Genomic DNA, 25117 nt, shown 5'->3' on the forward strand with positions numbered 1-25117 from the left:
TTCACCAAGCCCTAGCTGATGCCCCGTCAGCCAGCGCTGGCTCACTGGCGACCACCGGTGCAGGCCCGACCAGCCGCACCTGCAGGTGTGCCGCCCTATGACTGAACTCACCTATTTCCTCAGGGGGAATGGGCCTGTGAAACGGCCATCGCGCTCGCCAGGAGCGCCACCGAAGAAAAAACCAGCGGGACCCAACAGACACATGTCCGGCCTGCGCGGCGCATGCGCCATCCTGTTGCCGATCACGCTCGCCGCAAGCCTCCTCGGCGCCAGCCCGGCCGCCGCGGACGACGAGGACTGGTACGGGATATCCGATCGCGCTTTGGTCGTTGACCTGTGGCAGAACGGTGGCCCCGGTATCAAGGCGGCGGCCGAGAAGGCGCTGGTGGGCTCGGACGAGGACGTCAAGAAGTTCCTCTCCGAGAAGGACAGCGCGCAAAACGACGACGACCGCGTCGACGCCAGCCGCATCTTCAACGTCGGCGGCCTCGCGGTGCGGGAAGCCGCCAAGAACGCGCTCAAGGGCACCCCGGACCAACTGCGTGCATTCCTCATCGACGGCTGGAAGTCCCCGCTGCAGGAGGACCAGCGGGTGGAGGCCTCTCGGGTCATCAACTTCGGTGGCCCCGGTGTCAAGCAGGCCGGTATGGCAGCCCTGAAGGGCAGTCCTGACGATGTTGCCCAGTTCCTGAAGGTCGGCCAGTACCAGGCGCGTGAGACCGATGACCGGGTCGAGGTCTCGAAGATCATCAACGATGGCGGGCCGGCGGTGAAGGCGGCCGGCAAGCTGGCCTTGCAGGGCACCCCGGACGATGTCGTGGAGTTCTTGGAGGTCGGGCAGTTCGTGGCCCGCCACAAGGACCAGGAACACGCCACCATCGACCAACTCGTCGAACAGGCGCAAAAGGCCGGGCTACGGGCCCAGGCCGCCACTGATGCCGCCAAGACGGCCTCCGCCCGGGCCAAGGCGGCCTCGGCTTTGGCCAAGGAGGACGCGCAGCGGGCGGCGAGGGAGACGCAGGCGGCCAAGGGCGACTCGCAGCGGGCGGCGGCCAAGGCCGGGCAGGCGGCGGCCGCCGCCCGCGCGGCGGCCGACGCTGCGCAGGAGGCGATTGGTGCGGCGAGCGCGGCGAACGAGTCGGCGCGGGTCGCTGCCATGGCGGCCGCGCAGACCGCCAGCGCGGCAGCGGCCGCGGCTGACGCCGCCTCACGGGCCTACGATGCCGCTGCCGCGGCCGCCGGTAATGCGGGGAAGGCGGCGGAAGCCAAGAGTGCCGCGGCCGCCGCGCGTAAGGCGGCGGGGCTCGCGGCCACCTCTGCACAGGCCGCCCAGGCGGCCGGGGACGCCTCGCGGGCCGCCAAGGCCGCCGCGCAGGACTCGCTGACCGCGGGCGCCGACGCCAACGCCGCCGCGGATGCGGCCGACGAGGCGAACGCGGCGGCGGATGCGGCCGGGGTCCACTCCGACGAGGCCGCGCAGGCGGCTGCGGAGACACGTCGGCACGCGGCCGAGGCCAACCGGGCGGCAGGCGCCGCCCAAGCGCTGGCGGACGAGTCCGCGGACGCGGCCTACGCCGCACGTGATGCGGCCAATTCGGCCGCCGACCATGCGAACAAGGCCGCGGACGCGGCCGAGGACGCGGCCAAGCACGCCGGTCAGGCGGCCGACGCCGCCAAGCAGGCCGACCGGCATGCCGACGCCGCCAAGAAGGCCGCCGACACCGCCGAGACCGCCGCGGCGACCGCCAAGAAGGTCTTCGACATCGCCCGCAAGAGCGAGGCGGAAGACCTCACCACCCGCACCAACGCCGCCATCGAACGCGCCCGTTCACAAAAGGACCAGGACGACCAGGCCACCTCCGACGCCGCCGCCAGCCTGAGCGAAGCCCGCGGCCTGGACGAGGTCGCCCGAACACTGGCCACCCAAGCCGCCAACCCCAACCCGGACACCAAAGCTCTGGCGACCCAGGGACGCCAACTGGCCCTGAAGGCGCTCAAGGACCTGGACCCCTTCAGCCGAGAGGCGGCGGCGCGGGCCCTGTCCGGCACCGACGACGATGTCCTGGACTACCTGCGCACCGGCTGGCAGAACGCCAAGGCACAAGACACCCGCGAGAAGGTCTTCCAACTCACCAGCCAAAGCCCCTACGAGACGGTACGCACCGCCGCGGCCGAGGCGGTCAAGGGCAGTGACCAGCAAGTCGCGGACTTCTACACCACAGGCCAGTACACCGTGGCCAGCGACGACCTTCGGGTGAAGGTCTCCCAGATCAACAACGCCGGCGGACCAGGGGTGAAGGAAGCGTCCAAGGCCGCCCTGGCCACCAACGACCCCAAAGCGCTTGCCGTGTTCATCGCCAACGGCCAATACATCGCCCGTAACGATGACGAACGCGTCGCCGCCTCCAAACTGGTCAACGACGGCGGACCGGAAGTGAAGGCAGCGGCCAAGATCGCCCTCTCGGGCTCTGCGGACCAACTGCACGACTTCCTCCAGGCCGGCCAGTACATGGCCGACCGCAAGGACCAGCTCGCCGCAACCCACAACGCCCAGATGGAAAGCCTGATCGCACAGGCATCCGTGATCGCGGCCAAGGCCCGGCAAAACAGCTGGCTCGCCGCCAAGGCAGCAGCCGACGCCCACAGAGCCTCAACCGAGGCCCAGAAGGCAGCCACCCAGGCAGCCAACTCGGCCAGACAGGCCCAGGGCTACGCCCACGACGCCGACACCGCGGCCAGCAACGCGGAAAACTCCGCGACACAGGCGGCGAAGTCAGCAGCCACCGCCCGCAACGCCGCCGACGCCGCCGACCGCGACGCCGACGCCGCCACCGACTCCGCCGCCCAGGCCGAGTTCAACGCCAACTACGCACGCACCTCCGCCGATCAGGCCAACCAAGCCGCCGACGACGCCCGCACCTCCGCCCAAGCGGCAGGCAAGAGCGCCAAGGACGCCCAGACCCTGGCCTCCCAGGCGTGGCAGGCCACCATGGACAAGCGCCGCGCCGAGGAAGCCGAAGCGCGACGCAAGGCCGAAGAGGCACGCAAGGCCGAAGCAGCCAAGCAACCCCGGCGCTGCATCCCCAGCCCCAACCACGAAATCGCCGGACTCCTGCCCTGCGCCCTGGCACCAGGCGACTTCGTCATCGACACCACACCACCCGACCCCACCCTGACCGCCATCACCTGGGAACTCCTCGGCCTCAACGACCTCAAGGACTGCGTCACCCAACCCACCCTCGGCAAATGCGCCACCTTCGCCATGATGGTCCTCCCCGTGGGCAAAATCGAAGCCCTCGCTAAGCTGAGGGAAGGTGTTGAAGGGGTTGTCGAAGGCTCGCGTCTCGCCAAGCTCGGCCGGGCAAAGGACATTCTGCTGCCGGGCGGAAAGCCACTGGGGTACGAAGACAGCAAGGGCGTCCAGATAATAACTCCGGACGAGCTGCAAAAGATGGCTCAAGACATGCGTCAACAGTTTGGCGAGCCGGACAAGCTCAGAGAGGTTCCCGGCAAGGGCACCGTCGAGACCTGGGAGTTCGAGGGCGGTAACGTTAACTACCGCAACTTCAGCAGCTCCGGCGGCCAGAGCGACTACACAATCGACCTCACCGGAGACGTAGGAAAAGAGTTCGGCTTCAAGCGGTATCACGCCAAACACTAGGAGGAGCCCTGATGGTGTCAGATGATGTGTATGCCGAGGAGCTCGACTACCTCGTAGACTACGCACGCCAGTCCTTGGTCTACTTCGATATCGTGCGGGATGCCGCAGAAAAAATTTCGGGCCCGGGAAGCACGGAATCCCAAGTGCAGAGCTCCACTCTGAGGATCATCGCCGATATGATCGATCGGGGCGTGAGAGTCGGAGACCCGAGCCCTCGACCAGACGAGGAACTCATCGAATGGGTGATACCCAAAGGCGAGGTGCTGAATCGTATTGCCGAAGAAATGGCGAAGCGTGACGACCCGAGTGATTTCATCGATATCTGCTGGTTCAGGGCAGGAAGTCTGACAGGTTAGGGTAGGGCCTGAAGGCTCCCAGTTGCAATATCCGATCAGGGCGGCATCGCAGCGATCAGGGTCATTTTTTAATTCCTGGCATGCCTGTCGAGCCATACGGAGGTAGCACCGCCTCAGGGTGGAAGCAGGTCCAGCCCCCGGCGTGCCGTGCATTCAGGGACTGCAGAGCAAATAGCGATGAAAGCCCCACCCGCTTGGGTGGGGCTTTCATCGCTGCTCGCAGAGTTTCGTGACCTGCTCGCCGAGGCGGACGCGGCGCGGGAGTCCGTCGACGCACTGACCGAATACGTTCGCTGAGGGAGAGGCCATGGCCGAGGTGAGGCTCCAACGCCGGGAGGCAGCGGAGGCATCCGAGCAGCTGGACGCGATCCTCCCTCGCCTCCGAGGAGGTGTACGCCGAGCCTCCGTACTGCGAAGTGGCTCATTACACACAGCCACGCTGCTACTCGCCCTGGCTCCGTCGGGGTGCCGGAGCCGGATGTGCGGCAACAGGGGCAGCCGGAGCGGGCTACCCAGGCCATGATCGTCCGCACTTCGGCCGAGCATCGGCCGAGCTAACGATCTCCAAGCCGCTCCAGCGGGGGCGAAAGCGCCCTCCCCGCAGCTTCCGCCGCAGGTCAGGCGCTCCTCGCGCGGTGGGCCATCAGGGGCTCGAACCCTGAACCAATGGATTAAAAGTCCACTGCTCTGCCAATTGAGCTAATGGCCCGCACCCCGCAGCATAGCTGGGCGGGGCCCCTGGCTTCGATCTCATATGGCGTCCGTGGCCCGCGGGTCCTTCAGGAACCAGCCGCGGGCCGACAGCAGCCACCAGGTGGCGGCGAAACCCAGCACCGCCAGTACGGCGATGACCGCGTAGTTGAAGGTCTCGGCGGTCACCGGGCTGGACTGCGGCAACATGAACAGGATCGTGATCAGCGTCACCCACGCCACCGACACCACTCCGATCGGACGGCTCCAGCGGCCCAGGTGCCACGGGCCGCGGTCGAAGCGGTCGCCCTGGCGCAGTCGCAGGTAGATCGGGATGACATAGGCGATGTACTGGCCGATGGTGGCGATGGAGGTCACGGCCCCGTACGCGGTGGAGTTGATCAGGTACGGCAGACCGAGCGCCAGCGCGCCGAGCGCGGCCAGCCAGACCTCGTTGGCGGGGGTGCGGGTGCGCGGGTTGATGCGCTGCCAGATCCGGGAGTACGGCAGCGCGCCGTCCCGTGCGCTTGCCACCGCTCGCGCCGACCGCGTCCAGCAGGATCTGCGCGGGCGGCACCCCGGTCTTGGTGTTCAGCGTGCCGTCCCATGACTGGATGGCGAAGGTGAAGCCGAGCAGCAGGACGAGACCGGCGATCCAGGACAGCCAGATCGAGCGGACGATGCCGCGTGGTCCCGCGACCGCCGCGTCACGCGTCTCCTCGGTCATATGGGCGGAGGCGTCATAGCCGGTGGCCAGACCGTTACCGCGCGGGCCGGAAACGACAAGACCCGGACGACGGGGTACGTCGTCCGGGTCTGCTACGTCAGCGGATCAGCCGTTGCGCTTCCAACGCGGCTTGTCCGCACGGCGGTCGAAGCCACGGGCAGCGGCACCGGACGCCCCGCGGTGGTCGTCCCGGCGGCCGTACGGGCGGCGGTCGTCCCGGTCCCGGCCGAACGACGGGCGGTCGTCGCGCCGGTCGCGGTTGAACGGACGGTCAGTGCCCCGGTGGTCACGGCGCTCGCGGTGGTCGCGGTTGAAGCCGCCCCGGTCGTCCCGGCGGTCGAACGAGCGGCGCTCGCGGTCGTCGCGGTTGGACGGACGGCGGTCGTCGCGCCGTTCGAAGCCCCGGTCACGGTCGCGGCCGAACGACGGGCGGTCGTCACGGCGGTCCCGGTTGAACGGACGGCGATCGTCGCGGCGATCGTCGCGGCGGTCGTCGCGCCGGTCATCGCGGTTGAACGGGCGCCGGTCGTCGCGCCGTTCGAAGCCGCGGTCACGGTCCCGGTCGCGGTCCCGGTTGAACGGACGCCGGTCGTCACGGCGGTCGTCGCGCCGGTCGTCCCTGCGGTCGTCACGGCGCTCGTAGGAGCCCCGAGCCGGACGCTCGGCCCGCTCGGACCGCTCCGACCGCTCCGACCGCTCCCGGCGCTCGAACTCGCCCCGCTCGTTACGGCGTTCGGGCCGCTCCTCCACCGGAGCGGCGGCCTGCACCGGAAGATCCGCCTCCGGCTGCTCCGCCTCCTCGGCGGGGGTGACCGAATCGCCGCGCTCGCGCGCCGCCCGGGCGGTCAACCGGTCGGCCTCCTCGCGCAGTTCGGTCGCCCGGCGCTGTGCCCGCTCCAACTCCCGGGTCAGCTCGGCGACTTCGCGTTCGGCCTGCTGCGCCGCGTTGGCCGCCGCGTCCGCCTGGACCTCGGACAGCGAACGGGCACCGGTGATCCGGGCCACGTCCTCGTCGAACGCGCCCGCACCGCCGACGATGTGCCGGGAGGCCTCGACGCCCGCGTCCTCCATCAAACGGAAGATGGTCTTGCGCTGGTGCGGCAGGGCGAGCGAGACCACGGTGCCGCTCCGGCCCGCACGGGCGGTACGGCCCGAGCGGTGCAGGTAGTCCTTGTGGTCACCGGCCGGGTCCACGTTCAGCACCAGGTCGATGCCGTCGACGTGGATACCGCGCGCGGCGACGTCGGTGGCGACCAGGACGTGCACGTACCCGTCCTTGAAGTCGGCCAGCGTGCGGGTGCGCGCCCCCTGGGTCATGCCGCCGTGCAGCGCGTCGGCCCGCACGCCCGCGTCGCGCAGCTGCTCGGCGACCCGGTCGGCGCCCATCTGGGTGCGGACGAAGATGATCGTGCGGCCCTTGCGGGCGGCGATGGCGGCGGTGACCGGCGCCTTGTCCTTCGGCTTCACCACCAGCACGTGGTGGGTCATGGTGGTGACCGCGCCCGCCGAGGGGTCCACCTCGTGCGTGACCGGATTCACCAGGTACCGCTTGACCAGCGTGTCGATCTCGTCCTCCAGCGTCGCGGAGAACAGCAGCCGCTGGCCGCCGGACGGCACCAGGTCGAGGATCTCGGTGACCTCGGGCAGGAAGCCCATGTCGGCCATCTGGTCCGCCTCGTCCAGCACCGCGATCCGCACCTGGTCCAGGGCGCAGGCGCCACGGTCGATCAGGTCGCGCAGTCGGCCGGGGGTGGCGACGAGGATGTCGACACCGCGCTCAAGGGCGTAGATCTGGTTGGCCATCGAGGTGCCGCCGCAGACCACCTTGAGCTTCAGCCCGAGCACGTCGCCGTACGGCTGGAGCGCGTCGGAGACCTGCATCGCCAGTTCGCGGGTCGGCGTGAGGATCACTCCGCGCGGGCGCTTGGCGTCGGTGCGGCCGCCCGCCAGCGTGGTCAGCAGCGGAAGACCGAACGACAGGGTCTTGCCGGAGCCGGTACGGCCACGGCCCAGGATGTCCTTGCCCGCCAGGGCGTCCGGAATGGTGGCGGCCTGGATCGGGAACGGGGTGGTCACACCGTTCTGCGCGAGCTTGCGCACGATCTGCTCGGGCAGCCCCAGGTCGGCGAAGGTGACGCTCGCGGCGTCCTCGGCGGCGGTGTCGACCGCTTCGACCTCGGCGCTCTCGGCGCTCTCGGGCAGGGTGGAACGGTCGGCAGTGTCAATAGGCATGCTGAAGCTGAACCTCTCGGAGACTCGGCACGCGCCAGCTCCGGGGGTTTGCTTTACACCGCCTCGATGCGGTCAGCCACAGGAGATAAGGAACGCGCCACGCGGCGCGCTTCGGTATGGCGCCGGGCAATGGGACAAACGATCTACCACCATACCGACACACCACCCGCAACGCCAAATCCCCTGCGCCACCGCCCCCTCAGCCCGCCTTCGGCTGGGCACCCGGCGACGGCGAGGCCCCACCCGTGGACGGCGGAGGCGTCGGCGTCGGGGTGGACACCGGGCTGGACACCGGCGGCGGCCCCGCGGGCGGGCTCGGCCGCACCGCCGACGGCCGGGGCGCCGGACCGTGCGGCGCGGAGGGCGGCCGCGCGCCCCCGGAGGAGGCCGACTGGTCCGCGGAGCGCCCGGCGGACGGCGCCGCCTGTACCGGGGCCGCCCCCGGCGAGACCGAGGCGTCCCCGGGCGCGCCCGGCGCCGCCCGGCGGATCCGGGCCGCGTCGTCGTCCGGGTCCACGCTCGCACTGCCCGCACCGGCCGAGGGCGCCGTCGAGCCGTGCGGTTGCGGACGGCCGGGCTCGGAGAACCGCAGGCAACCCGCGGTTCCGGCGAGCAGGAACACCAGCGGCAGCGCGGTGGCGGCCCTACGGGCGCGCGCGGAAAGTCGAGTCACGGCCTACCCAACGCATTCCCCCAGCCGGAGGACACGGGAGCAGGGCGGGTGTGCCCGGCGGCGGCCCGTTAGGGTGGGTGACAGCGGTTCGCGGCCCCGAGGCGACCGCGCGGCGGTGGGGCCCGCCGTACCCGAACCGCGGCGTCAGCCGCCAACGGTCCCTACTTGCTGATGGAGCGCGCCCGCGGCCAGTCTGGTGGCCTGCGAGCGCCGTGCGAGTAGGAGGCGTACGTGGAAGCGGAAGCGTCCATGCCAGGAACCGGATCCGGGCCGACGGCCCCGACCGCGGGGCGACCCGGCCCGCGGTTCACCCTCACCCCGCCCACCCGCCGATCGCCGCTGCGCGGCCAACTGCCCACGCTCGCGGTGATCGCGCTCGGCGGCGCGATCGGCTCGTGCGCCCGCTACGGCGCCTCGCTGCTGTGGCCGACCGCGCACGGCGCGTTCCCGTGGACCACGCTGCTGGTCAACGCGGTCGGCTGCGCGGTGATCGGGGCGTTCATGGTGGTGATCACCGAGGGGCTCACGGCGCACCACCTGGTGCGGCCGTTCTTCGGCACCGGTGTGCTCGGCGGGTTCACCACGTTCTCCACGTACGCGGTCGACATACAACGTCTACTGACGGTTGGTCAGGTCGGCTCGGCGCTGGGCTACTTGGCCGGGACGGCGGTGACCGCCCTGGTGTCGGTGTGGACGGCGGCGGCGGTGACCCGCCGCTTCCTGAAGCGGCGGGAGGCACGATGCGACTGACCGGTCCGGCACTGCGAGTGACGATCTTCATCGGCGAGAACGACACCTGGCACCACAAACCGCTGCACAGCGAGATCGTGCACCGCGCCCACGCGGCCGGACTCGCCGGCGCCTCCGTCTTCAAGGGAGTTGAGGGCTTCGGCGCCTCCTCGTTGATCCACACCTCCCGGCTGCTGTCGCTCAGCGAGGACCTGCCGGTGGCCGTGGTGATCGTGGACACCGAGGAGCGGGTACGGGCGTTCCTGCCGCAACTCGACGAACTGGTCTCGGAGGGCCTGGTGGTTCTCGACGAGTGCGAGGTCATCCGCTACGTGGGACGCGAGGAGCGACGGTGAACTGGCTACTGGTGATCGCCGGAGCGGTGGTCGGCGCTCCGCTGCGCTATCTGACCGACCGCACGGTGCAGTCCCGGCACGACACGGTCTTCCCCTGGGGCACCTTCGCCGTGAACGTGGTCGGCTGTCTGATCCTCGGCACACTCACCGGGGCGGTCGCGGCCGGGGCCGCCTCCTCGCAGCTGCAACTACTGCTCGGTACCGGCCTGTGCGGGGCGCTGACCACGTACTCGACGTTCAGCTACGAGACGCTGCGGCTGGCCGAGCAGGGCGCCCGGCTGTTCGCCGTGGCCAACCTCGTGGCCAGCGTGGCCGCCGGGGTCGGCGCGGCCTTCGCCGGTGCGGGGCTGGCCCGGATCCTGTGGGGATGACGGCCGCCAGGCCACCGCTTCGCCCCTGGCGCTTCGTGGTCGCCTTCGGCGTGGTCAGCCTGCTGGCGGACTTCGTCTACGAGGGCGCCCGCTCGGTCACCGGGCCGCTGCTGGGCTCGCTCGGCGGCTCGGCCGTGGTGATCGGCGTGGTCACCGGTGCCGGGGACGCGGCGGCGCTCGGGCTGCGGCTGGTCTCCGGGCCGCTGGCCGACCGCACCCGGCGGTTCTGGACGCTCACCATCGCCGGGTACCTGCTCACCGTGGTGAGCGTGCCGCCGCTGGGCGTGGTGGGCACGCTGTGGGCGGCCAGTGTGCTGGTGGTCGCGGAGCGGGTGGGCAAGGCGGTGCGCAGCCCGGCCAAGGACACCCTGCTCTCGCACGCCACCGCCGCCACCGGCCGGGGCCGGGGCTTCGCGGTGGCCCAGGCCCTGGACCAGACCGGCGCGCTGATCGGCCCGCTGACGGTGGCCGGGGTACTGGCCGCCACCGGCGGCGACTACGCGCCCGCCCTGCTGGTCCTGGCGGCGCCGGGCGCCGCCGTGGTGGCCGTGCTGCTGTGGCTGCGGGCCAGGGTGCCGAACCCGGCGGCGTACGAGCCGGTGGCCCCGGCGCCCTCGGCACCCGCCGCGGCGCCGCTCCCCCGCGCGTTCTGGCTCTACGCCGCCTTCACCGGGGTCACCACCTGCGGACTGGCCACCTTCGGCGTGCTCTCCTACCACCTGGTGCACCGCCACCTGCTGCCGGTCGCCGCGGTGCCGGTGCTGTACGCGGGGGTGATGCTGGCCGACGCGCTGAGCGCGCTGGCCGTCGGCTGGGCCTATGACCGGATCGGGGCCCGGGCACTGGTGGCGCTGCCGCTGCTGACCGCGGCGGTGCCCGCGCTGGCGTTCCGCGACACGGTGGCGATGGCGGTGGGCGGCGCGGTGGCCTGGGGCGCGGCGCTGGGCGTGCAGGAGTCCACCCTGCTGGCCGCCGTCGCCGATCTGGTCCCGGCCGCCCGGCGGGCCACCGCCTACGGGGTCTTCGCCGGGGTGCTCGGCGCGGCCACGCTGGTCGGCGGGGCGCTCACCGGGGCGCTGTACGGGTACTCGGTACCGGTGCTGGTCATCACCGTCGCCGCGACACAGGCCGCGGCGCTCGTCCTGCTCGCGGTGGCGCGCCGGTCCGGGAGAATGGCGGGGTGCTGAAGATGTCGCGCGAGGAGTTCGAGGAGCTGGTCGCGTCCGCGCTCGATCGGATCCCCTCTGAGCTGGCCCAGGCCATGGACAACATCGCGGTCTTCGTGGAGGACGAGCCCGACCCGGCCGGACCACAGCTGTCGGGCCTGTACGAGGGGACCCCGCTGACCGAGCGCGGCGAGTGGTACGCGGGCGCGCTGCCGGACCGGATCACCATCTACATGGGGCCGATCCTGCGGCACTGCGGGGAGCCGGAGGAAGTGGTGCACGAGGTGGCGGTGACGGTGGTCCACGAGGTCGCCCACCACTTCGGCATCGAGGACGCGCGGCTGCACGAGCTGGGCTGGGGCTGAGCCCGCCCGCGGTCCCGGCTCGGAACCGTTTTGGCGATACCGCTCGGCATCCCATATGCTTCTCACGTCCCCGACGGTCAAACCGTCCTCGCGGAAGCGGGGGTGACCCGGCGGGCCATCAGCCCTCATCGTCTAGTGGCCCAGGACGCCGCCCTTTCAAGGCGGTAGCACGGGTTCGAATCCCGTTGGGGGCACGCACCACCATGTGCGAGACTTGTTCTCGCACAAAGCTTGGTCCTGTGGAGCAGTTTGGAGTGCTCGCCACCCTGTCAAGGTGGAGGCCGCGGGTTCAAATCCCGTCAGGACCGCTGCGGCTGGGTAGCTCAGTTGGTACGAGCGACCGCCTGAAAAGCGGTAGGTCGCCGGTTCGACCCCGGCCCCAGCCACCGCACGACGAAGACCCCGCTACGGCGGGGTCTTCGTCGTTGTTGGGGATGGCATCGCTCTGGCGTTCACTCGTATGAGTAGTACGAGTAGATCGACATGGCTGCGGCAAACCCTCCGCCCATACACTCGCTCGCATGGCCGACCCCATCGCGGAGAACGAGATCGCTGCGCTCACTCGTCGCTACGAGGACACGTGCACCGACATCGAGACGATCAAGCGCGACGTACTATCCCTCAAGGTTGACGTGGCAGAGATCCGTCGCGACTTGAACACGCTGGGCACCAAGTTCGACGCGTTCGTCACCGAGCAGCGCGCGACGAACGCTAAATTCGACGCGTTCGTCACCGAGCAGCAGGCGATGAACGCGGAACAGCGTTCCATCAACGCCACTCTCGTCGACCTGCTGACCAACCTCGTCGGCCGCGACGCCGACTAACCCCCACCCCGATCCCTCCCCCGCCACCCCCAGAAGACCGCGCTGGCCGCGACCGCCCAGACCGCGAGGACGGCGAACGGAAAGGCGTGCTGGTAGTGGCGGAAGTAGACGGCGGTGTGCAGGGCGTTGACCGCGCCGCCCGGTGGGAGCCAGCGGCCGATCGTGCCGAGCAGGGACGGCAGTAGCGGCCAGGAGACCGCGCCGCCCGAGGACGGGTTGCCGAGCATCACCATCAGACCCCAGGTCGGCAGCAGCGCCCACCGGCCGACCAGGACGTCGAACATGCTGAAGACCATGCCCGAGGTGAACATGGTCAGCGCCAGGATCAGCCAGGACTCCACGAACGGCAGCCGCAGCGCGCCCAGTCCCCAGTCCACCACCGCGCAGATCGAGAACCCGCCGAGCAGCGCGTAGACCACGGTGAAGGCGATCCGTTGCGCGGGCCCCAGCGCCTTGGCGTGCACGGTCAACTGGACCGCTCCGATGAAGCCGACGATCACCGAGGCCAGCGAGACGTAGAAGATGGCCAGGCCGCGCGGATCGCCCCGCTGCAACGGCTTGATGTCCAGCACCACCAGCGGCACCCCGACCGCCGCGCTGACCCGTGGCGCCGCCTGAGCCAGCAGTTGGGCCACGGACGCACCGGAGGCACCGGACAGGTCCAGCTCCCCGGTGCCCCTGCGCTCCTGGAGGATCGCGAAGACCTGCTGCCGGTTGACCGCCTCCAGCGCCTGCGCGTACGTCGGATAGTGGTGCAGTTCCAGGGACGCACCGAGCGCCTTCTCCATGCCCTGGACGAACCGCGCCCGCTGCACCTCGGAAGCAGGCACTCCGGTGACCGCGACCGGAATGTGACGCGGGGTCGGGTTCGCCATGGCGTAGGTGTAGGAGCCCGCGAACAACCCCGCGGCCACCGCCACGATGAACGTGATCACCACAGCGGGCAGGAACGGCGACACGCGGAACGTCCGCCACGCTTCCGCGATCCGGTGATCCCGTCGCTCGCTCATGCGGCCCACCCTCCCGGTCCGCCGCGCGCCGCGCACGCCGTGAAACCCGTTCGCGGCATTCGTCGGCCGGGTGAGATCCTGGGAGCCGTATGTCCACTGCGCCTGCCCCCGCCCTGACAGCCCTCCTCGAGCGGCTGCCCGAACTGACGCTGCGCGACCAGCACCGCCTCGGCCGCCGACTCGACGGTGCCCGCAAGATCCGCAAGCCCGAGGCCCGTGCGGCCGTCTACGCGGAGATCACCGCGCAGCTCGCGGAGGCCGAGGCCCGGGTCGCCCGGCGCCGCGCCTGCGTGCCCAAGATCACATATCCCGAGCAGCTTCCGGTCAGCCAGAAGAAGGACGAGATCCTGGCGGCGATCAGGGACCACCAGGTAGTGATCGTCGCGGGCGAGACGGGCTCCGGCAAGACCACCCAGATCCCCAAGATCTGCCTGGAGCTGGGCCGCGGCGTCAAAGGCCTGATCGGCCACACCCAGCCGCGCAGGCTCGCCGCCCGCACGGTGGCCGAGCGGGTCGCGGAGGAGCTGAACACGCCGCTGGGCTCCGCGATCGGCTGGAAGGTCCGCTTCACCGACCAGGTGGGCGACTCCACCCTGGTGAAGCTGATGACCGACGGCATCATGCTCGCCGAGATCCAGACCGACCGCGAGCTGCGCCAGTACGACACGATCATCATCGACGAGGCGCACGAGCGCAGCCTCAACATCGACTTCATCCTCGGCTACCTGGCCCAGCTGCTGCCCCGCCGCCCCGAGCTGAAGGTCGTCATCACCTCGGCGACCATCGACCCTGAACGGTTCTCCCGGCACTTCGGCGACGCCCCCATCATCGAGGTCTCCGGCCGTACGTACCCGGTGGAGGTGCGCTACCGGCCGCTGCTGGAGGAGGGCGGCGAGGACGCCGACCGCGACCAGGTCACCGCTATCTGCGACGCCGTGGACGAGCTGCAGCGCGAGGGGCCCGGCGACATCCTGGTCTTCCTCTCCGGCGAACGGGAGATCCGCGACACCGCGGACGCGCTCAACAAGAAGAACCTCAGGCTGACGGAAGTGCTGCCGCTGTACGCGCGGCTGTCGCACGCCGAGCAGCACCGGGTGTTCCAGAGACCCGCCCAAGGAGCAGTCCGCCGCATCGTGCTCGCCACCAACGTGGCCGAGACCTCGCTGACCGTCCCCGGCATCAAGTACGTCATCGACCCGGGCACCGCCAGGATCTCGCGCTACAGCCACCGCACCAAGGTGCAGCGGCTGCCCATCGAGCCGATCAGCCAGGCCAGTGCCAACCAGCGCAAGGGCCGCTGCGGCCGTACCTCGGACGGCATCTGCATCCGGCTGTACTCCGAGGACGACTTCAACTCCCGCCCGGAGTTCACCGACGCCGAGATCCTGCGCACCAACCTGGCCTCGGTCATCCTCCAGATGACCGCCGCGGGTCTGGGTGACATCGCGAAGTTCCCGTTCATCGATCCGCCGGACAGCCGCCACATCAAGGACGGCGTCCAACTGCTCGAAGAGCTCGGCGCGTTGGACCCCCAGCAGAAGGACGTCCGCAAGCGCCTCACCCCGATCGGCCGCAAGCTCTCCCAGCTGCCGGTCGACCCGCGGCTGGCCCGGATGGTCCTGGAGGCGGACCGCAACGGCTGTGTGCGCGAGGTCATGGTGATCGCCGCCGCGCTGTCCATCCAGGACCCGCGCGAGCGCCCCTCGGACAAGCAGCAGCAGGCGGACGACAAGCACCGCAGGTTCGCCGACGAGACCAGCGACTTCCTGGCCTTCCTCAACCTGTGGCGGTACGTCCGAGAGCAGCAGAAGACCCTGTCCTCCTCCGCGTTCCGCCGGATGTGCCGCTCGGAGTTCCTCAACTATCTGCGGATACGCGAATGGCAGGACATCTACAGCCAGTTGCGCACCGTCGCCAGGTCGATGGACATCCACGTCAACGAGCAGGACGCGGACCCGCAGCGGGTGCACGTCTCGCTGCTCGCTGGCCTGCTGTCGCACATCGGGCTCAAAGACACGGAAAAGAACGAGTACCTCGGTGCGCGCAGCGCCAAGTTCGCGGTCTTCCCCGGCTCCGCGCTGTTCAAGAAGCCGCCGCGGTGGATCATGTCGGCCGAACTGGTGGAGACCTCACGGCTGTGGGCGCGGGTCAACGCCAGGATCGAACCGGAGTGGGTCGAGCCGCTCGCCCAGCACCTGGTCAAACGCACCTACAGCGAGCCGCACTGGGAGCAGAAGCAGGCCGCGGTGATGGCCTACGAGCGGGTCACGCTGTACGGCGTACCGCTGGTCGCCCAGCGCAAGGTCAACTACGGCCGGATCGACCCCGAGGTCTCCCGCGAGCTGTTCATCCGCAGCGCCCTGGTGGAGGGCGACTGGCGCACCCACCACCAGTTCTTCCACGACAACCGCAAACTCCTCGGCGAGGTCGAGGAGTTGGAGCACCGGGCGCGCCGCCGCGACATCCTGGTGGACGACGAGGCGCTGTTCGACTTCTACGACGAGCGGCTGCCGGAACACGTGGTCTCCGGCGCCCACTTCGACGCGTGGTGGAAGCACAAGCGGCGTGAGGAACCGGAGTTGCTCAACTTCGAGCACTCCATGCTGATCAACGAGGCCGCGGAGGCGGTCACCAAGGACGACTACCCGGACTCCTGGCGCCAGGGCAGGCTGAAGTTCAAGGTGACGTACCAGTTCGAGCCGGGTGCGGACGCGGACGGCGTCACCGTGCACATCCCGCTCCAGGTGCTCAACCAGGTCACCCCGAACGGTTTCGACTGGCAGATCAGGGGGCTGCGGGAGGACCTGGTCACCGAGCTGATCCGCTCGCTGCCCAAGCCGATCCGCCGGATGTGCGTGCCCGCGCCCAACTACGCCAGGGCGTTCCTGGAGCGCGCGGTGGCCGGTCCCGAGCCGCTGACCTCGGTGCTGGCGGACGAACTGCACCGGATGGTCGGGGTGGACGTGCACCCGGAGGACTTCGACTGGTCCAAGGTGCCCGACCACCTGAAGATGACCTTCCGGGTGGTCGACGAACGCAGGCGCAAGCTCGCCGAGGACAAGGACCTGGAAGCGCTGAAGCTGAAGCTGAAGCCGAAGACCCGGGAGGCGATCTCCAAGGCCGCCGGTTCCATCGGCATCGAACAGCGCAGCGGCCTCACCCAGTGGACGCTCGGCACGCTTCCGGCCGCCTTCGAGACCCGCCGCGGCGGGCACACGGTCAGGGCGTTCCCGGCGCTGGTGGATGAGGGCGAGTCGGTCGCCGTCAAGCTGTTCGACACCGAGGCCGAGCAGGCCGAGGCGATGTGGCGCGGCACACGGCGGCTGATCCTGCTCAACCTGCCGTCCAATCCGGCCAAGTTCGCCCAGTCCAAGCTGGGCAACGCGGACAAGCTGGCGCTCTCCCGCAGCCCGCACGGCAGTGTGCAGGCGCTGTTCGACGACTGTGTGACCGCCGCCACGGACAAGCTGATCACCGACCACGGCGGCCCGGCGTGGGACGAGGAGGGGTTCCGCAAGCTGTTCGACAAGGTGCGGGCGGATGTGGTCGACACCACGTTCGACACGATCGCCAAGGTACGGCAGGTGTTGGCCGCCTGGCAGGCGTGCGAACGGCGGCTGAAGGCGACCACCAGCCCGGTGCTGCTGCCCGGCCTCACCGACGTCAAGGAGCAGCTGGCGGCCTTGATCCACCCCGGTTTCGTCACGGCGGCGGGCTGGCGCCGCCTGCCGGACCTGCTGCGCTATCTGGTGGCCGCGGACCGGCGGCTGCAGCAGATGCCCACCAGCGCCCAGCGGGACCGCACCCGGATGGACAAGGTCCACGAGATGCGGGACGAGTACGCGCAGTTGCTGGCGGCCCTCAAGCCCGGGCGGCCGGTGCCACCGGAGGTACGGGAGATCCGCTGGATGCTGGAGGAGCTCCGGGTCAGCTACTTCGCGCATGCGCTGGGCACGGCGTATCCGGTGTCCGACAAGCGGATCCTGAAGGCGATCGACGCGGCCTGGCCGTAGCCGGGCGGCCTCGGGATCGCGAGTTCGACCTGGGGGCCTGTGCTGCTGTACAGTCTTCATCGCAGCGCAGGAAGTTCTCACAGCTGCGAAACCTGGTCCTGTGGAGCAGTTTGGAGTGCTCGCCACCCTGTCAAGGTGGAGGCCGCGGGTTCAAATCCCGTCAGGACCGCAGTCGCCCCGCATCCTTGTGGATGCGGGGCGTTTCTCATGCCCGGACAGCCGTGCCGCAGCGCGGAGACCGCGCGCCGCCCACCGCCGAGCGCGCGCCACGGCGCCCAGGGGCTGGCGGCGATCGGGTGGGCGGCTGGGCACAACTCCTGGGCCGCCATGCGGCCTTGACGCGCGAGGGAGCGGCGAGTACCTCTGGCATAAGCGCAGCGAACGCCGCAGCGAAAGGCGGTGCATCCGGATGTCGACATCCGTTTCAGGGGACGCACAGCGCCAAACCCGGGCACTGCTGCGTGCCCATCTGTCCGCCGCCGCGGGCCACGGTCACCTGACCCGCCACTGCCCGATCTGCCACCGGCTGCTCCGCCTGGCGATGCGGTCGACCTCGGAACCGCAGTCCACAGACACCCGCAGCTGACCCAAAAACCGACAGAGCCCCCTTTACCGCATCCCTACATCGGGCGGCAATAGCGTCACATGTGACGGGAGTCACCAGAACAGTTACGGAGAAGGTGGAACTTCCACCCCTTCCGCATGCCGTCAATTTAATATGTGAAATTGCACTCCCGTCGCATAGCCGCCCGAACAGCCTTACGAGCCGTTTTCGAGCACAAAAAGATCGCGTCGGACCCGGCGGAGTCCGACGCGATCTGGAGGCGAACCCTGATGGGGACAGGGGTCAGGAAGTGCTTGGGCGTTCCGGGCTGGGGGACCCGGAATCAGCTGTTCTGGGGTGTTTCAGCTCTCGGAACGCTGCTGCGGAATGCCCGCGAGCAGGGCCCGGACCTCCGCCTCGCGGTAGCGGCGGTGGCCACCGAGCGTGCGGATGGACGTGAGCTTGCCTGCCTTTGCCCAGCGCGTGACCGTCTTCGGGTCCACACGGAACATGGTGGCGACCTCAGCGGGGGTCAGCAGCGGCTCGGCATCAGGGGTGCGAGCGGTCATGAGCGGCCTCCTCGGGAGAACCGAACCATCACGGTTCTTTCCTCTAAATTCTGCACCTTGACCCGCGTTGCCCGAAATGGCGGACGCGAGCCGAGTCGGTAATAGGACGAACGGCTTGTCCTCGGCACTACAACTACACCATCTGTCCAGCCGTGTCGGCCAAACCGATGGAATTGCCCTCTCAGGTGTTCAAGCTCGGCGGAAGCCGATGGACCGGGCCATAACGGACAGTCACGCAGGCGTGACGATCAGTCACAGTGAGATCAAAGGACCGGGGGGACACAAGAACACGCAAGTTGTCCTATTTTGACACGAGGGTTAGCTATGGAGGCAAGAGTCAGGAAACGTGCTCTCCATCACGCTTGACCAATTGGCCGGGATCAGGACCAAGGACCCGGGCAGGGTCCTGTCCAAATCCCGTTCCCGGGATAAGCGTTCGGTAAGGGTACACATCACCCCGTGCGGGTCAAACGCGCGTTCAGCTCGCGTACTGCAGCTCGCGCACCCCGCGCCAGCGAGCGGTCAACCTCGCGTAGGTCTCCGCGGCCCGCGCGCCGTCCCCCTCGCGCAGCGCCGCCAGCCCCTCCGCCACCTCGGCGGCGCTGTGGTCGCCCGCCAGCCGGCTCTCCGGAATGGCGTGCACCAGGCCGCCGTAGTCCAACTCCACCAGCGAGCGCGGATGGAACTCCTCAAGCCAGCGGCCGACGTCCACCAGGCCGTCGATCAGCGGCCCTTCCTCCAGGCTGTCCCGCAGCACCCGCAGCCCCCGCGCCACCCGGCGCCGCGCCTGCACCATCGGCGCGCGGTAGCGCAGCACCGGGGCGGTACGCCGCTTCTCGTCGCCGCCGTCGTCCGGTTCGGCCACACTGCCCGGCTCGAACTCCCGCTCCGCGTCGTCGAAGAGGGCGAACCAGCGCACCGGCACGTGCCAGGTGGCCGACCGGATCCACGGCCGGGCGTCCGGGTTGGCGGCCCGCCACTGCTCGTGGTCCGCGGTCGTCTGGCGCCGTACGACCGGTGGCAGCACCGCGTCCAGCACCGGAGCGGGCAGCTCCTGCTGAAGTTCCTCAAGCGCCAGCCAGGCGCGCAGCCGGGTGCGCCACGGACAGATGTGGGTCACCTCGTCGACCACCGCGACGAAGGCGTCCCGGCTCTCGTGCACCGGCACCGGAACCGGCGGCACCGGCACCAGGTCGGCCAGCGACTGGCGCAACTCGTCCTGGGCGGTGGGCAGATGACCCGCCGCCGCGTACCGCTTCCAGTGGCTGCGCTCGGGCTCGGGAAAGGCCGCGAGAGGCTCGTAGACGCGCAGATACGACGCGTACGGCACCGCAACCGCAGACAAGCCCACACCAGCTCCCTCGTCGCCGTCTGTATGCCGCATCGTGCCACGGCGGCCGCCCTTCCGTCTCCCACCCACCGGCCCGCCGGGCAAGGCTTTCGTCAACCGCCGGAGTGATCCGTGACACGGGGGGCGCTACAGCGTGTGAACAGGCCTAGTCTTCTGTTCAACGGGCCCTCCCCTACCCTCCCGGAGGGCTTATTCACCGACCTCGGGAGTCACCACCGTGACCGACGTACGTCCATCAGATTCCGTGGTCTCCAAGCTGTTCCGATCGGAGCAGGGGGGACACGAACAGGTCGTGCTCTGCCAGGACCGCGACAGCGGCCTGAAGGCCGTCATCGCCATCCACTCCACCGCCTTGGGCCCCGCGCTCGGCGGCACCCGCTTCTTCCCGTACGCCAGCGACGAGGAGGCCGTCGAGGACGCGCTGAACCTCGCCCGCGGCATGAGCTACAAGAACGCCCTCGCGGGCCTGGACCACGGTGGCGGCAAGGCCGTCATCATCGGCGACCCCGTGGTCGACAAGACGCCCGAACTCCTGCGCGCCTACGGGCGGTTCGTCGCCTCGCTCGGCGGCCGCTACGTGACCGCGTGCGACGTCGGCACCTACGTGGCCGACATGGACGTCGTCGCCACCGAGAACAAGTGGACCACCGGCCGCTCCCCGGAGAACGGCGGCGCGGGCGACTCCTCGGTGCTCACCGCCTACGGCGTCTTCCAGGGCATGCGGGCCTCCGCGCAGGTGCGCTGGGGGGATCCGACGCTGCGCGGCCGCCGGGTGGGCATCGCGGGCGTCGGCAAGGTCGGCCACCACCTGGTGGAGCACCTGCTGTCGGACGGCGCGGCCGTGGTGATCACCGACGTGCGCGCCGAGGCGGTGGAGCGGATCCGCGCCGCTCACCCCGAGGTCGAGGCCGTCGCGACCACCGACGAGCTGATCGCCGCGCGGCTGGACGTTTACGCACCGTGTGCGCTTGGTGGCGCTTTGAACGACAACAGCGTGCGCAATCTCACAGCTTCGGTGGTCTGTGGCGCCGCCAACAACCAACTGGCGCACCCCGGCGTGGAGAAGGATCTGGCCGATCGCGGAATCCTTTACGCCCCCGACTACGTGGTGAATGCCGGTGGCGTGATCCAGGTGGCCGACGAGTTGCACGGGTTCGATTTCGACCGGGCGAAGGCAAAGGCCACCAAGATCTTTGACACAACTTTGGCAATATTCGAACGCGCCGCCAGCGATGGAATTCCGCCAGCCGCCGCCGCGGACCGGTTGGCCGAGCAGCGGATGGCCGACCGAACCCCCGCCGAGAGCTGGTTGCGCCCAACGGTTGACTGATGGGGTGACCCGTACCACGACCCGGCCGCCGTCCTGCCGCGAAAGAAGGTAAAATCGTGGCTGACCAGCTAGGACGGGGGCGTTAACGGCCCCTGCTTCGACGCGCGTCGTGCGGGCGACGTACCGTGTGGGCGCGGAAGCAGGTACCGTTGAAGCCCTACGGACCGGTCTTCGCTATGGAGACCGTTCCCATTCATGAACGCGTGTCAAGACTCGGGGCCGTCGAGCCCCGCCGTTGAGGGGGTCGAGCCATGGGGCGCGGCCGGGCCAAGGCCAAGCAGACAAAGGTCGCCCGCCAGCTGAAGTACAACAGCGGCGGAACGGATCTCTCACGTCTGGCCGAGGAGCTGGGCGCATCGTCGCCGACGCGACCGGTGAAGCCGGAGCACGATGACGATGAGCGGAACAACGACCCGTACGCACGGTACGCGGATCTTTACAACGACGAAGACGACGAGGACGAGGACGCCGAGGGGCAACACTCGTCGCAGCAGCGTCGTCGCGCTTGACCCTATGTCTCGCCCACCCGGTCCGGGCCCCAGCCCGGACCGGGTTTCGTCGTGTTCCAACGCCCCGGCGCAGCGCCTACCCCGCGTAGTCGCCGGTCAGCGCCACGGCCTCGGCCCGATCCCCGCGTTCGGTGATCTCACCGCAGACCCAGGCGTCCACCCCGCGGTCGGCCAGCGTGGCCAGCGCCACGTCCACCGACTCCCGCGGCACCACGGCGATCATGCCGACCCCCATGTTCAGGGTCTTCTCCAGCTCCGGGCGGCTGACCGCGCCCAACGTGCCGACCAGGTCGAAGACCGGGGCCGGGGTCCAGGTCGAGCGGTCGACCACGGCGTGCAGCCCGTCGGGGATGACCCGGGCCAGGTTGTTGGCCAGCCCGCCACCGGTGATGTGCGAGAACGCGTGCACCTCGGTGGTACGGGTGAGCGCCAGGCAGTCCAGCGCGTAGATCCTGGTCGGCTCCAGCAGCTCCTCGCCCAGCGTCCGGCCGAACTCCGGAACCTCCCGGTCCAGCGCCCAGCCCGCCCGGTCGAACAGCACATGGCGGACGAGTGAGTACCCGTTCGAGTGAAGTCCGGAGGACTCGATCGCGATGACCGCGTCCCCCTTTCGGATGCGATCCGCGCCCAGCAGGCGGTCCGCCTCGACAACGCCGGTACCGGCGCCCGCAACGTCGAACTCGTCGGCGCCCAGCAGCCCGGGGTGCTCCGCGGTCTCCCCGCCGACCAGGGCACACCCGGCCAGCGAGCAGCCCTCGGCGATGCCCTTGACGATGGCGGCGACCCGCTCGGGGTGGACCTTGCCGACGCAGATGTAGTCGGTCATGAACAGCGGCTCCGCGCCGCAGACCACCAGGTCGTCCACCACCATGCCGACCAGGTCGTGGCCGATGGTGTCGTACACGCCCATCCGCCGGGCGATGTCCACCTTGGTGCCGACGCCGTCGGTGGCCGAGGCCAGCAGCGGACGCTCGTAGCGCTTGAGCGCGCTGGCGTCGAAGAGCCCGGCGAAGCCGCCGAGTCCGCCGACCACCTCGGGGCGGGTGGCCTTGCGCACCCACTCCTTCATCAGCTCGACGGCGGTGTCACCCGCCTCGATGTCGACGCCCGCGGCGGCGTAGCTCGCACCGGTGGTCTCTGAAGACATTGCCTTGAGATCTTTCGTGTGAGGGGTTACGAGCCCGGGCCTACGGCCGACGAAGCGCGTTGGCGGCGTCCGGGCCGCCCGCCAGCTCGGTCTCCAGCAACTGCTTGCCCAGCAGCTCCGGGTCGGGCAGCTCCATCGGGTACTCGCCGTCGAAGCACGCGCGGCACAGGTTGGGCTTGGCGATCGTGGTCGCCTCGACCATGGCGTCGATGGAGATGTAGGCCAGCGAGTCGGCGCCCAGCGACTTGCCGATCTCCTCGACCGACATGCCGTTGGCGATCAGCTCGGCGCGGGTGGCGAAGTCGATGCCGAAGAAGCAGGGCCACTTCACCGGCGGCGAGGAGATCCGTACGTGCACCTCGGCCGCACCGGCCTCGCGCAGCATCCGGACCAGCGCGCGCTGGGTGTTGCCGCGGACGATCGAGTCGTCCACGACCACCAGGCGCTTGCCCCGGATGACCTCCTTGAGCGGGTTGAGCTTCAGCCGGATGCCCAGCTGGCGGATGGTCTGCGAGGGCTGGATGAAGGTTCGGCCGACGTAGGAGTTCTTCACCAGGCCGGAGCCGTACGGAATGCCGCTCTCCTCGGCGTAGCCGACGGCGGCCGGGGTGCCGGACTCCGGCGTCGCTATCACCAGGTCGGCCTCGACCGGCGCCTCCTTGGCCAGCCTGCGGCCCATCTCCACGCGGGAGAGGTAGACGTTGCGGCCCGCGATGTCGGTGTCCGGGCGCGCCAGGTAGACGTACTCGAAGACGCAGCCCTTCGGCCTGGCCTCGGCGAACCGGGAGGAGCGCACACCGTTCTCGTCGATGGCGATCAGCTCGCCCGGATCCACCTCGCGGATGAAGGTCGCGCCCACGATGTCCAGCGCGGCGGTCTCCGAGGCGACCACCCAGCCGCGCTCCAGCCGACCGAGCACCAGCGGGCGGACGCCCTGCGGGTCACGGGCCGCGTAGAGCGTCTGCTCGTCCATGAAGACCAGGCAGAACGCGCCCTTGACCCGCGGCAGCACCCGCCGCGCCGCGTCCTCCACGGGCAGCGGCTTGCCGTCCTCGTCGACCTGGCCCGCGAGCAGCGCGGTGACCAGGTCGGTGTCGTTGGTGGCCGCCACGTTGGTGGCCCGACCGTCGCCCTGCGGGAGCTCGGCGACCAGTTCGGCCAGCTCCGCGGTGTTGACCAGGTTGCCGTTGTGGCCCAGGGCGATGGAGCCGTGGGCGGTGGCCCGGAAGGTCGGCTGGGCGTTCTCCCACACCGAGGCGCCGGTGGTCGAGTAGCGCGCGTGACCGACGGCGATGTGGCCCTTGAGGGAGCCGAGGGAGGTCTCGTCGAAGACCTGGGAGACCAGGCCCATGTCCTTGAAGACCAGGATCTGGGAGCCGTTGCTCACTGCGATGCCCGCGGACTCCTGTCCGCGGTGTTGCAGGGCGTACAGCCCGAAATAGGTGAGCTTGGCGACCTCTTCGCCCGGGGCCCAGACGCCGAAGACGCCACAAGCGTCCTGGGGGCCTTTCTCGCCGGGAAGGAGATCGTGGTTGAGTCGTCCGTCACCACGTGGCACGACACCGAGTCTAGGGCAGGCCCTCCCATGGTCCGAACCGGGGATCGATGCGACCCCGGAGGGTGACGCGACCGGGACGCCAGGTCACCCCAGCACTGGCAGGCATCCCGACAGATCGGCCCGTTCACCGCTGGCCGTCAGCAGCGCGCGGTCCAGCGCCTGCGCCCAGGTGATGCGGCCGGTGGCCAGCCGGATCCAGGTCAGCGGGTCGGTCTCCACCACGTTCGGCGGTGTGCCGCGGGTGTGCCGCGGCCCTTCGACGCACTGCACGGCCGCGTACGGCGGCACCCTGACCTCGACGGAGTTGCCGGGCACGGCCTCGGCGAGCGCGTCGGCGAGCAGCCTTGTGGTGGCGGCCAGCGCCTGACGGTCGAGGGGGATGTCGAGGCCGGTGGCGTCGGCGAGGTCGTCGGTGCGCACGACGAGTTCGGCCAACCGGGTCACCGCGAAGCGGACCATCCGGTCAGGCAGCGGCCCGGTCAGGTCGGCTTCCAGCGCGCCCACGGCACGGGCCAGCCGATCGGTGACATCCGCGGTTTCCTCGGCCGCCTCGCGGGTGTCGGTGTCCAGCACTTCGGCGAGGTCGGCTACGGCTGGCGCCTTCGCGGTCAGCGCGTGAGACGTCGCCTCCGCTTGCCGCGCGATGCGCGCGACGAGCTCCCGCACGGTCCAGCCGCCGACTCGCGTCGGCTGCTGGAGCGCCTCGGGGGCCAGCCCCCGTACCGCCTCAGCCACCGCCCGCGCCTGCGCCACGAGGGCGTGACGGGTCTTGTCGGGGTCGTAGGACCGGGCTTTGCGCGTACGGGGTGGCATACGCGCAGCGTATCCGCCTCCCGCGGGGGGTGCGGTTCCGTTTGGGGCCAGCCCCAAGTGCCGTCGGGGTTATGGCAGTTCGGCACCGCCGGTCTCCGCCGTCGCGGTTGCTCGCCGTTGCGG

Annotated in this window: 20 protein-coding genes, 5 tRNA genes and 1 pseudogene; 16 read left to right on the forward strand and 10 right to left on the reverse strand. The window is 70.0% G+C overall.

What is annotated here, in order from left to right; genetic code table 11:
- Nucleotides 1-202: 202 nt before the first annotated feature.
- Together NON19_RS19190 and NON19_RS19195 are read left to right on the forward strand one after the other, a co-directional pair.
- Nucleotides 203-3661, forward strand: coding sequence for an ALF repeat-containing protein (locus NON19_RS19190; RefSeq protein WP_255929715.1), 3459 nt, complete (start codon nt 203-205; stop codon nt 3659-3661).
- Between the two features lie 11 nt (nt 3662-3672).
- A complete protein-coding gene (locus tag NON19_RS19195) occupies nt 3673-4017 on the forward strand; it encodes a hypothetical protein (RefSeq protein WP_255929717.1) in 345 nt (114 codons plus the stop codon).
- A gap of 636 nt (nt 4018-4653) precedes the next feature.
- Here NON19_RS19195 and NON19_RS19200 read toward each other — a convergent pair.
- The 4 genes and pseudogenes from NON19_RS19200 to NON19_RS19215 form a co-directional block, all read right to left on the reverse strand.
- Nucleotides 4654-4726 (reverse strand) — tRNA-Lys (locus NON19_RS19200).
- 41 nt (nt 4727-4767) lie between these two features.
- Nucleotides 4768-5458 (reverse strand): annotated as a pseudogene (locus NON19_RS19205) (amino acid permease); the annotation flags it as partial.
- 81 nt (nt 5459-5539) lie between these two features.
- Complete coding sequence (locus NON19_RS19210) at nt 5540-7666, reverse strand: DEAD/DEAH box helicase (protein WP_255929719.1); 2127 nt, start codon at nt 7664-7666, stop codon at nt 5540-5542.
- Between the two features lie 199 nt (nt 7667-7865).
- Nucleotides 7866-8339, reverse strand: a complete 474-nt coding sequence (locus tag NON19_RS19215; protein ID WP_255929721.1) for a hypothetical protein — start codon at nt 8337-8339, stop codon at nt 7866-7868.
- A gap of 249 nt (nt 8340-8588) precedes the next feature.
- On the opposite strand from NON19_RS19215, the gene crcB (NON19_RS19220) reads away from it, so the two are divergent.
- The 9 genes from crcB (NON19_RS19220) (at nt 8589) to NON19_RS19260 (ending at nt 12150) form a co-directional block, all read left to right on the forward strand.
- Nucleotides 8589-9089: a fluoride efflux transporter CrcB gene (crcB, locus tag NON19_RS19220; RefSeq protein WP_255929723.1), complete on the forward strand. Its 501-nt coding sequence runs from the start codon at nt 8589-8591 to the stop codon at nt 9087-9089.
- On the forward strand, nt 9080-9424 hold the full coding sequence (locus NON19_RS19225) for a DUF190 domain-containing protein (protein WP_255929724.1): 345 nt from the start codon (nt 9080-9082) through the stop codon (nt 9422-9424). The genes crcB (NON19_RS19220) and NON19_RS19225 overlap by 10 nt, the downstream gene beginning before the upstream one ends.
- A complete protein-coding gene (gene crcB, locus NON19_RS19230) occupies nt 9421-9795 on the forward strand; it encodes a fluoride efflux transporter CrcB (RefSeq protein ID WP_255929725.1) in 375 nt (124 codons plus the stop codon). Before NON19_RS19225 ends, crcB (NON19_RS19230) begins: the two co-directional genes overlap by 4 nt.
- Nucleotides 9792-10982 (forward strand): MFS transporter, encoded by a 1191-nt coding sequence (locus NON19_RS19235; RefSeq protein ID WP_255929726.1) that lies wholly within the window; start codon nt 9792-9794, stop codon nt 10980-10982. Before crcB (NON19_RS19230) ends, NON19_RS19235 begins: the two co-directional genes overlap by 4 nt.
- The gene (locus NON19_RS19240; RefSeq protein ID WP_255929727.1) at nt 10976-11326 is read left to right on the forward strand and encodes a metallopeptidase family protein; all 351 of its coding nucleotides are present in this window, start codon (nt 10976-10978) and stop codon (nt 11324-11326) included. Before NON19_RS19235 ends, NON19_RS19240 begins: the two co-directional genes overlap by 7 nt.
- A gap of 121 nt (nt 11327-11447) precedes the next feature.
- Nucleotides 11448-11520, forward strand: a tRNA-Glu gene (locus NON19_RS19245).
- A gap of 39 nt (nt 11521-11559) precedes the next feature.
- Nucleotides 11560-11634, forward strand: a tRNA-Asp gene (locus NON19_RS19250).
- 4 nt (nt 11635-11638) lie between these two features.
- Nucleotides 11639-11712, forward strand: a tRNA-Phe gene (locus NON19_RS19255).
- Nucleotides 11713-11847: 135 nt separating this feature from the next.
- Nucleotides 11848-12150, forward strand: coding sequence for a hypothetical protein (locus NON19_RS19260; RefSeq protein ID WP_255929728.1), 303 nt, complete (start codon nt 11848-11850; stop codon nt 12148-12150).
- On the opposite strand, the gene NON19_RS19265 is transcribed toward NON19_RS19260, so the two are convergent.
- Complete coding sequence (locus NON19_RS19265) at nt 12147-13160, reverse strand: ABC transporter permease (RefSeq protein ID WP_255929730.1); 1014 nt, start codon at nt 13158-13160, stop codon at nt 12147-12149. The genes NON19_RS19260 and NON19_RS19265 overlap by 4 nt on opposite strands.
- Nucleotides 13161-13249: 89 nt before the next feature.
- Between NON19_RS19265 and hrpA the strand changes: the two genes are divergently transcribed.
- The 3 genes from hrpA (at nt 13250) to NON19_RS19280 (ending at nt 17759) form a co-directional block, all read left to right on the forward strand.
- On the forward strand, nt 13250-17173 hold the full coding sequence (gene hrpA / locus NON19_RS19270; RefSeq protein WP_255929732.1) for an ATP-dependent RNA helicase HrpA: 3924 nt from the start codon (nt 13250-13252) through the stop codon (nt 17171-17173).
- A 94-nt stretch (nt 17174-17267) separates the two neighbouring features.
- Nucleotides 17268-17342, forward strand: a tRNA-Asp gene (locus NON19_RS19275).
- A 240-nt stretch (nt 17343-17582) separates the two neighbouring features.
- Nucleotides 17583-17759, forward strand: coding sequence for a DUF6274 family protein (locus tag NON19_RS19280; RefSeq protein ID WP_255929734.1), 177 nt, complete (start codon nt 17583-17585; stop codon nt 17757-17759).
- A gap of 320 nt (nt 17760-18079) precedes the next feature.
- On the opposite strand, the gene bldC is transcribed toward NON19_RS19280, so the two are convergent.
- Complete coding sequence (bldC, locus tag NON19_RS19285) at nt 18080-18286, reverse strand: developmental transcriptional regulator BldC (RefSeq protein ID WP_003980577.1); 207 nt, start codon at nt 18284-18286, stop codon at nt 18080-18082.
- Between the two features lie 478 nt (nt 18287-18764).
- A complete protein-coding gene (locus tag NON19_RS19290) occupies nt 18765-19670 on the reverse strand; it encodes a DUF8083 family protein (RefSeq protein WP_303653999.1) in 906 nt (301 codons plus the stop codon).
- 184 nt (nt 19671-19854) lie between these two features.
- Between NON19_RS19290 and NON19_RS19295 the strand changes: the two genes are divergently transcribed.
- Complete coding sequence (locus NON19_RS19295; protein WP_255929739.1) at nt 19855-20967, forward strand: Leu/Phe/Val dehydrogenase; 1113 nt, start codon at nt 19855-19857, stop codon at nt 20965-20967.
- Nucleotides 20968-21218: 251 nt separating this feature from the next.
- Complete coding sequence (locus NON19_RS19300; protein ID WP_255929741.1) at nt 21219-21476, forward strand: DUF3073 domain-containing protein; 258 nt, start codon at nt 21219-21221, stop codon at nt 21474-21476.
- A 76-nt stretch (nt 21477-21552) separates the two neighbouring features.
- Here NON19_RS19300 and purM read toward each other — a convergent pair whose 3' ends face one another.
- The 3 genes from purM to NON19_RS19315 form a co-directional block, all read right to left on the reverse strand.
- On the reverse strand, nt 21553-22623 hold the full coding sequence (gene purM / locus NON19_RS19305; RefSeq protein ID WP_255929743.1) for a phosphoribosylformylglycinamidine cyclo-ligase: 1071 nt from the start codon (nt 22621-22623) through the stop codon (nt 21553-21555).
- Nucleotides 22624-22663: 40 nt separating this feature from the next.
- Nucleotides 22664-24181: an amidophosphoribosyltransferase gene (gene purF / locus NON19_RS19310; protein ID WP_255929745.1), complete on the reverse strand. Its 1518-nt coding sequence runs from the start codon at nt 24179-24181 to the stop codon at nt 22664-22666.
- A gap of 84 nt (nt 24182-24265) precedes the next feature.
- A complete protein-coding gene (locus NON19_RS19315) occupies nt 24266-24994 on the reverse strand; it encodes a maleylpyruvate isomerase family mycothiol-dependent enzyme (protein WP_255929746.1) in 729 nt (242 codons plus the stop codon).
- Nucleotides 24995-25117 lie beyond the last annotated feature (123 nt).

The organism is Streptantibioticus rubrisoli (assembly GCF_024436055.1).
Taxonomy (GTDB): Bacteria; Actinomycetota; Actinomycetes; order Streptomycetales; family Streptomycetaceae; genus Streptantibioticus_A; species Streptantibioticus_A rubrisoli.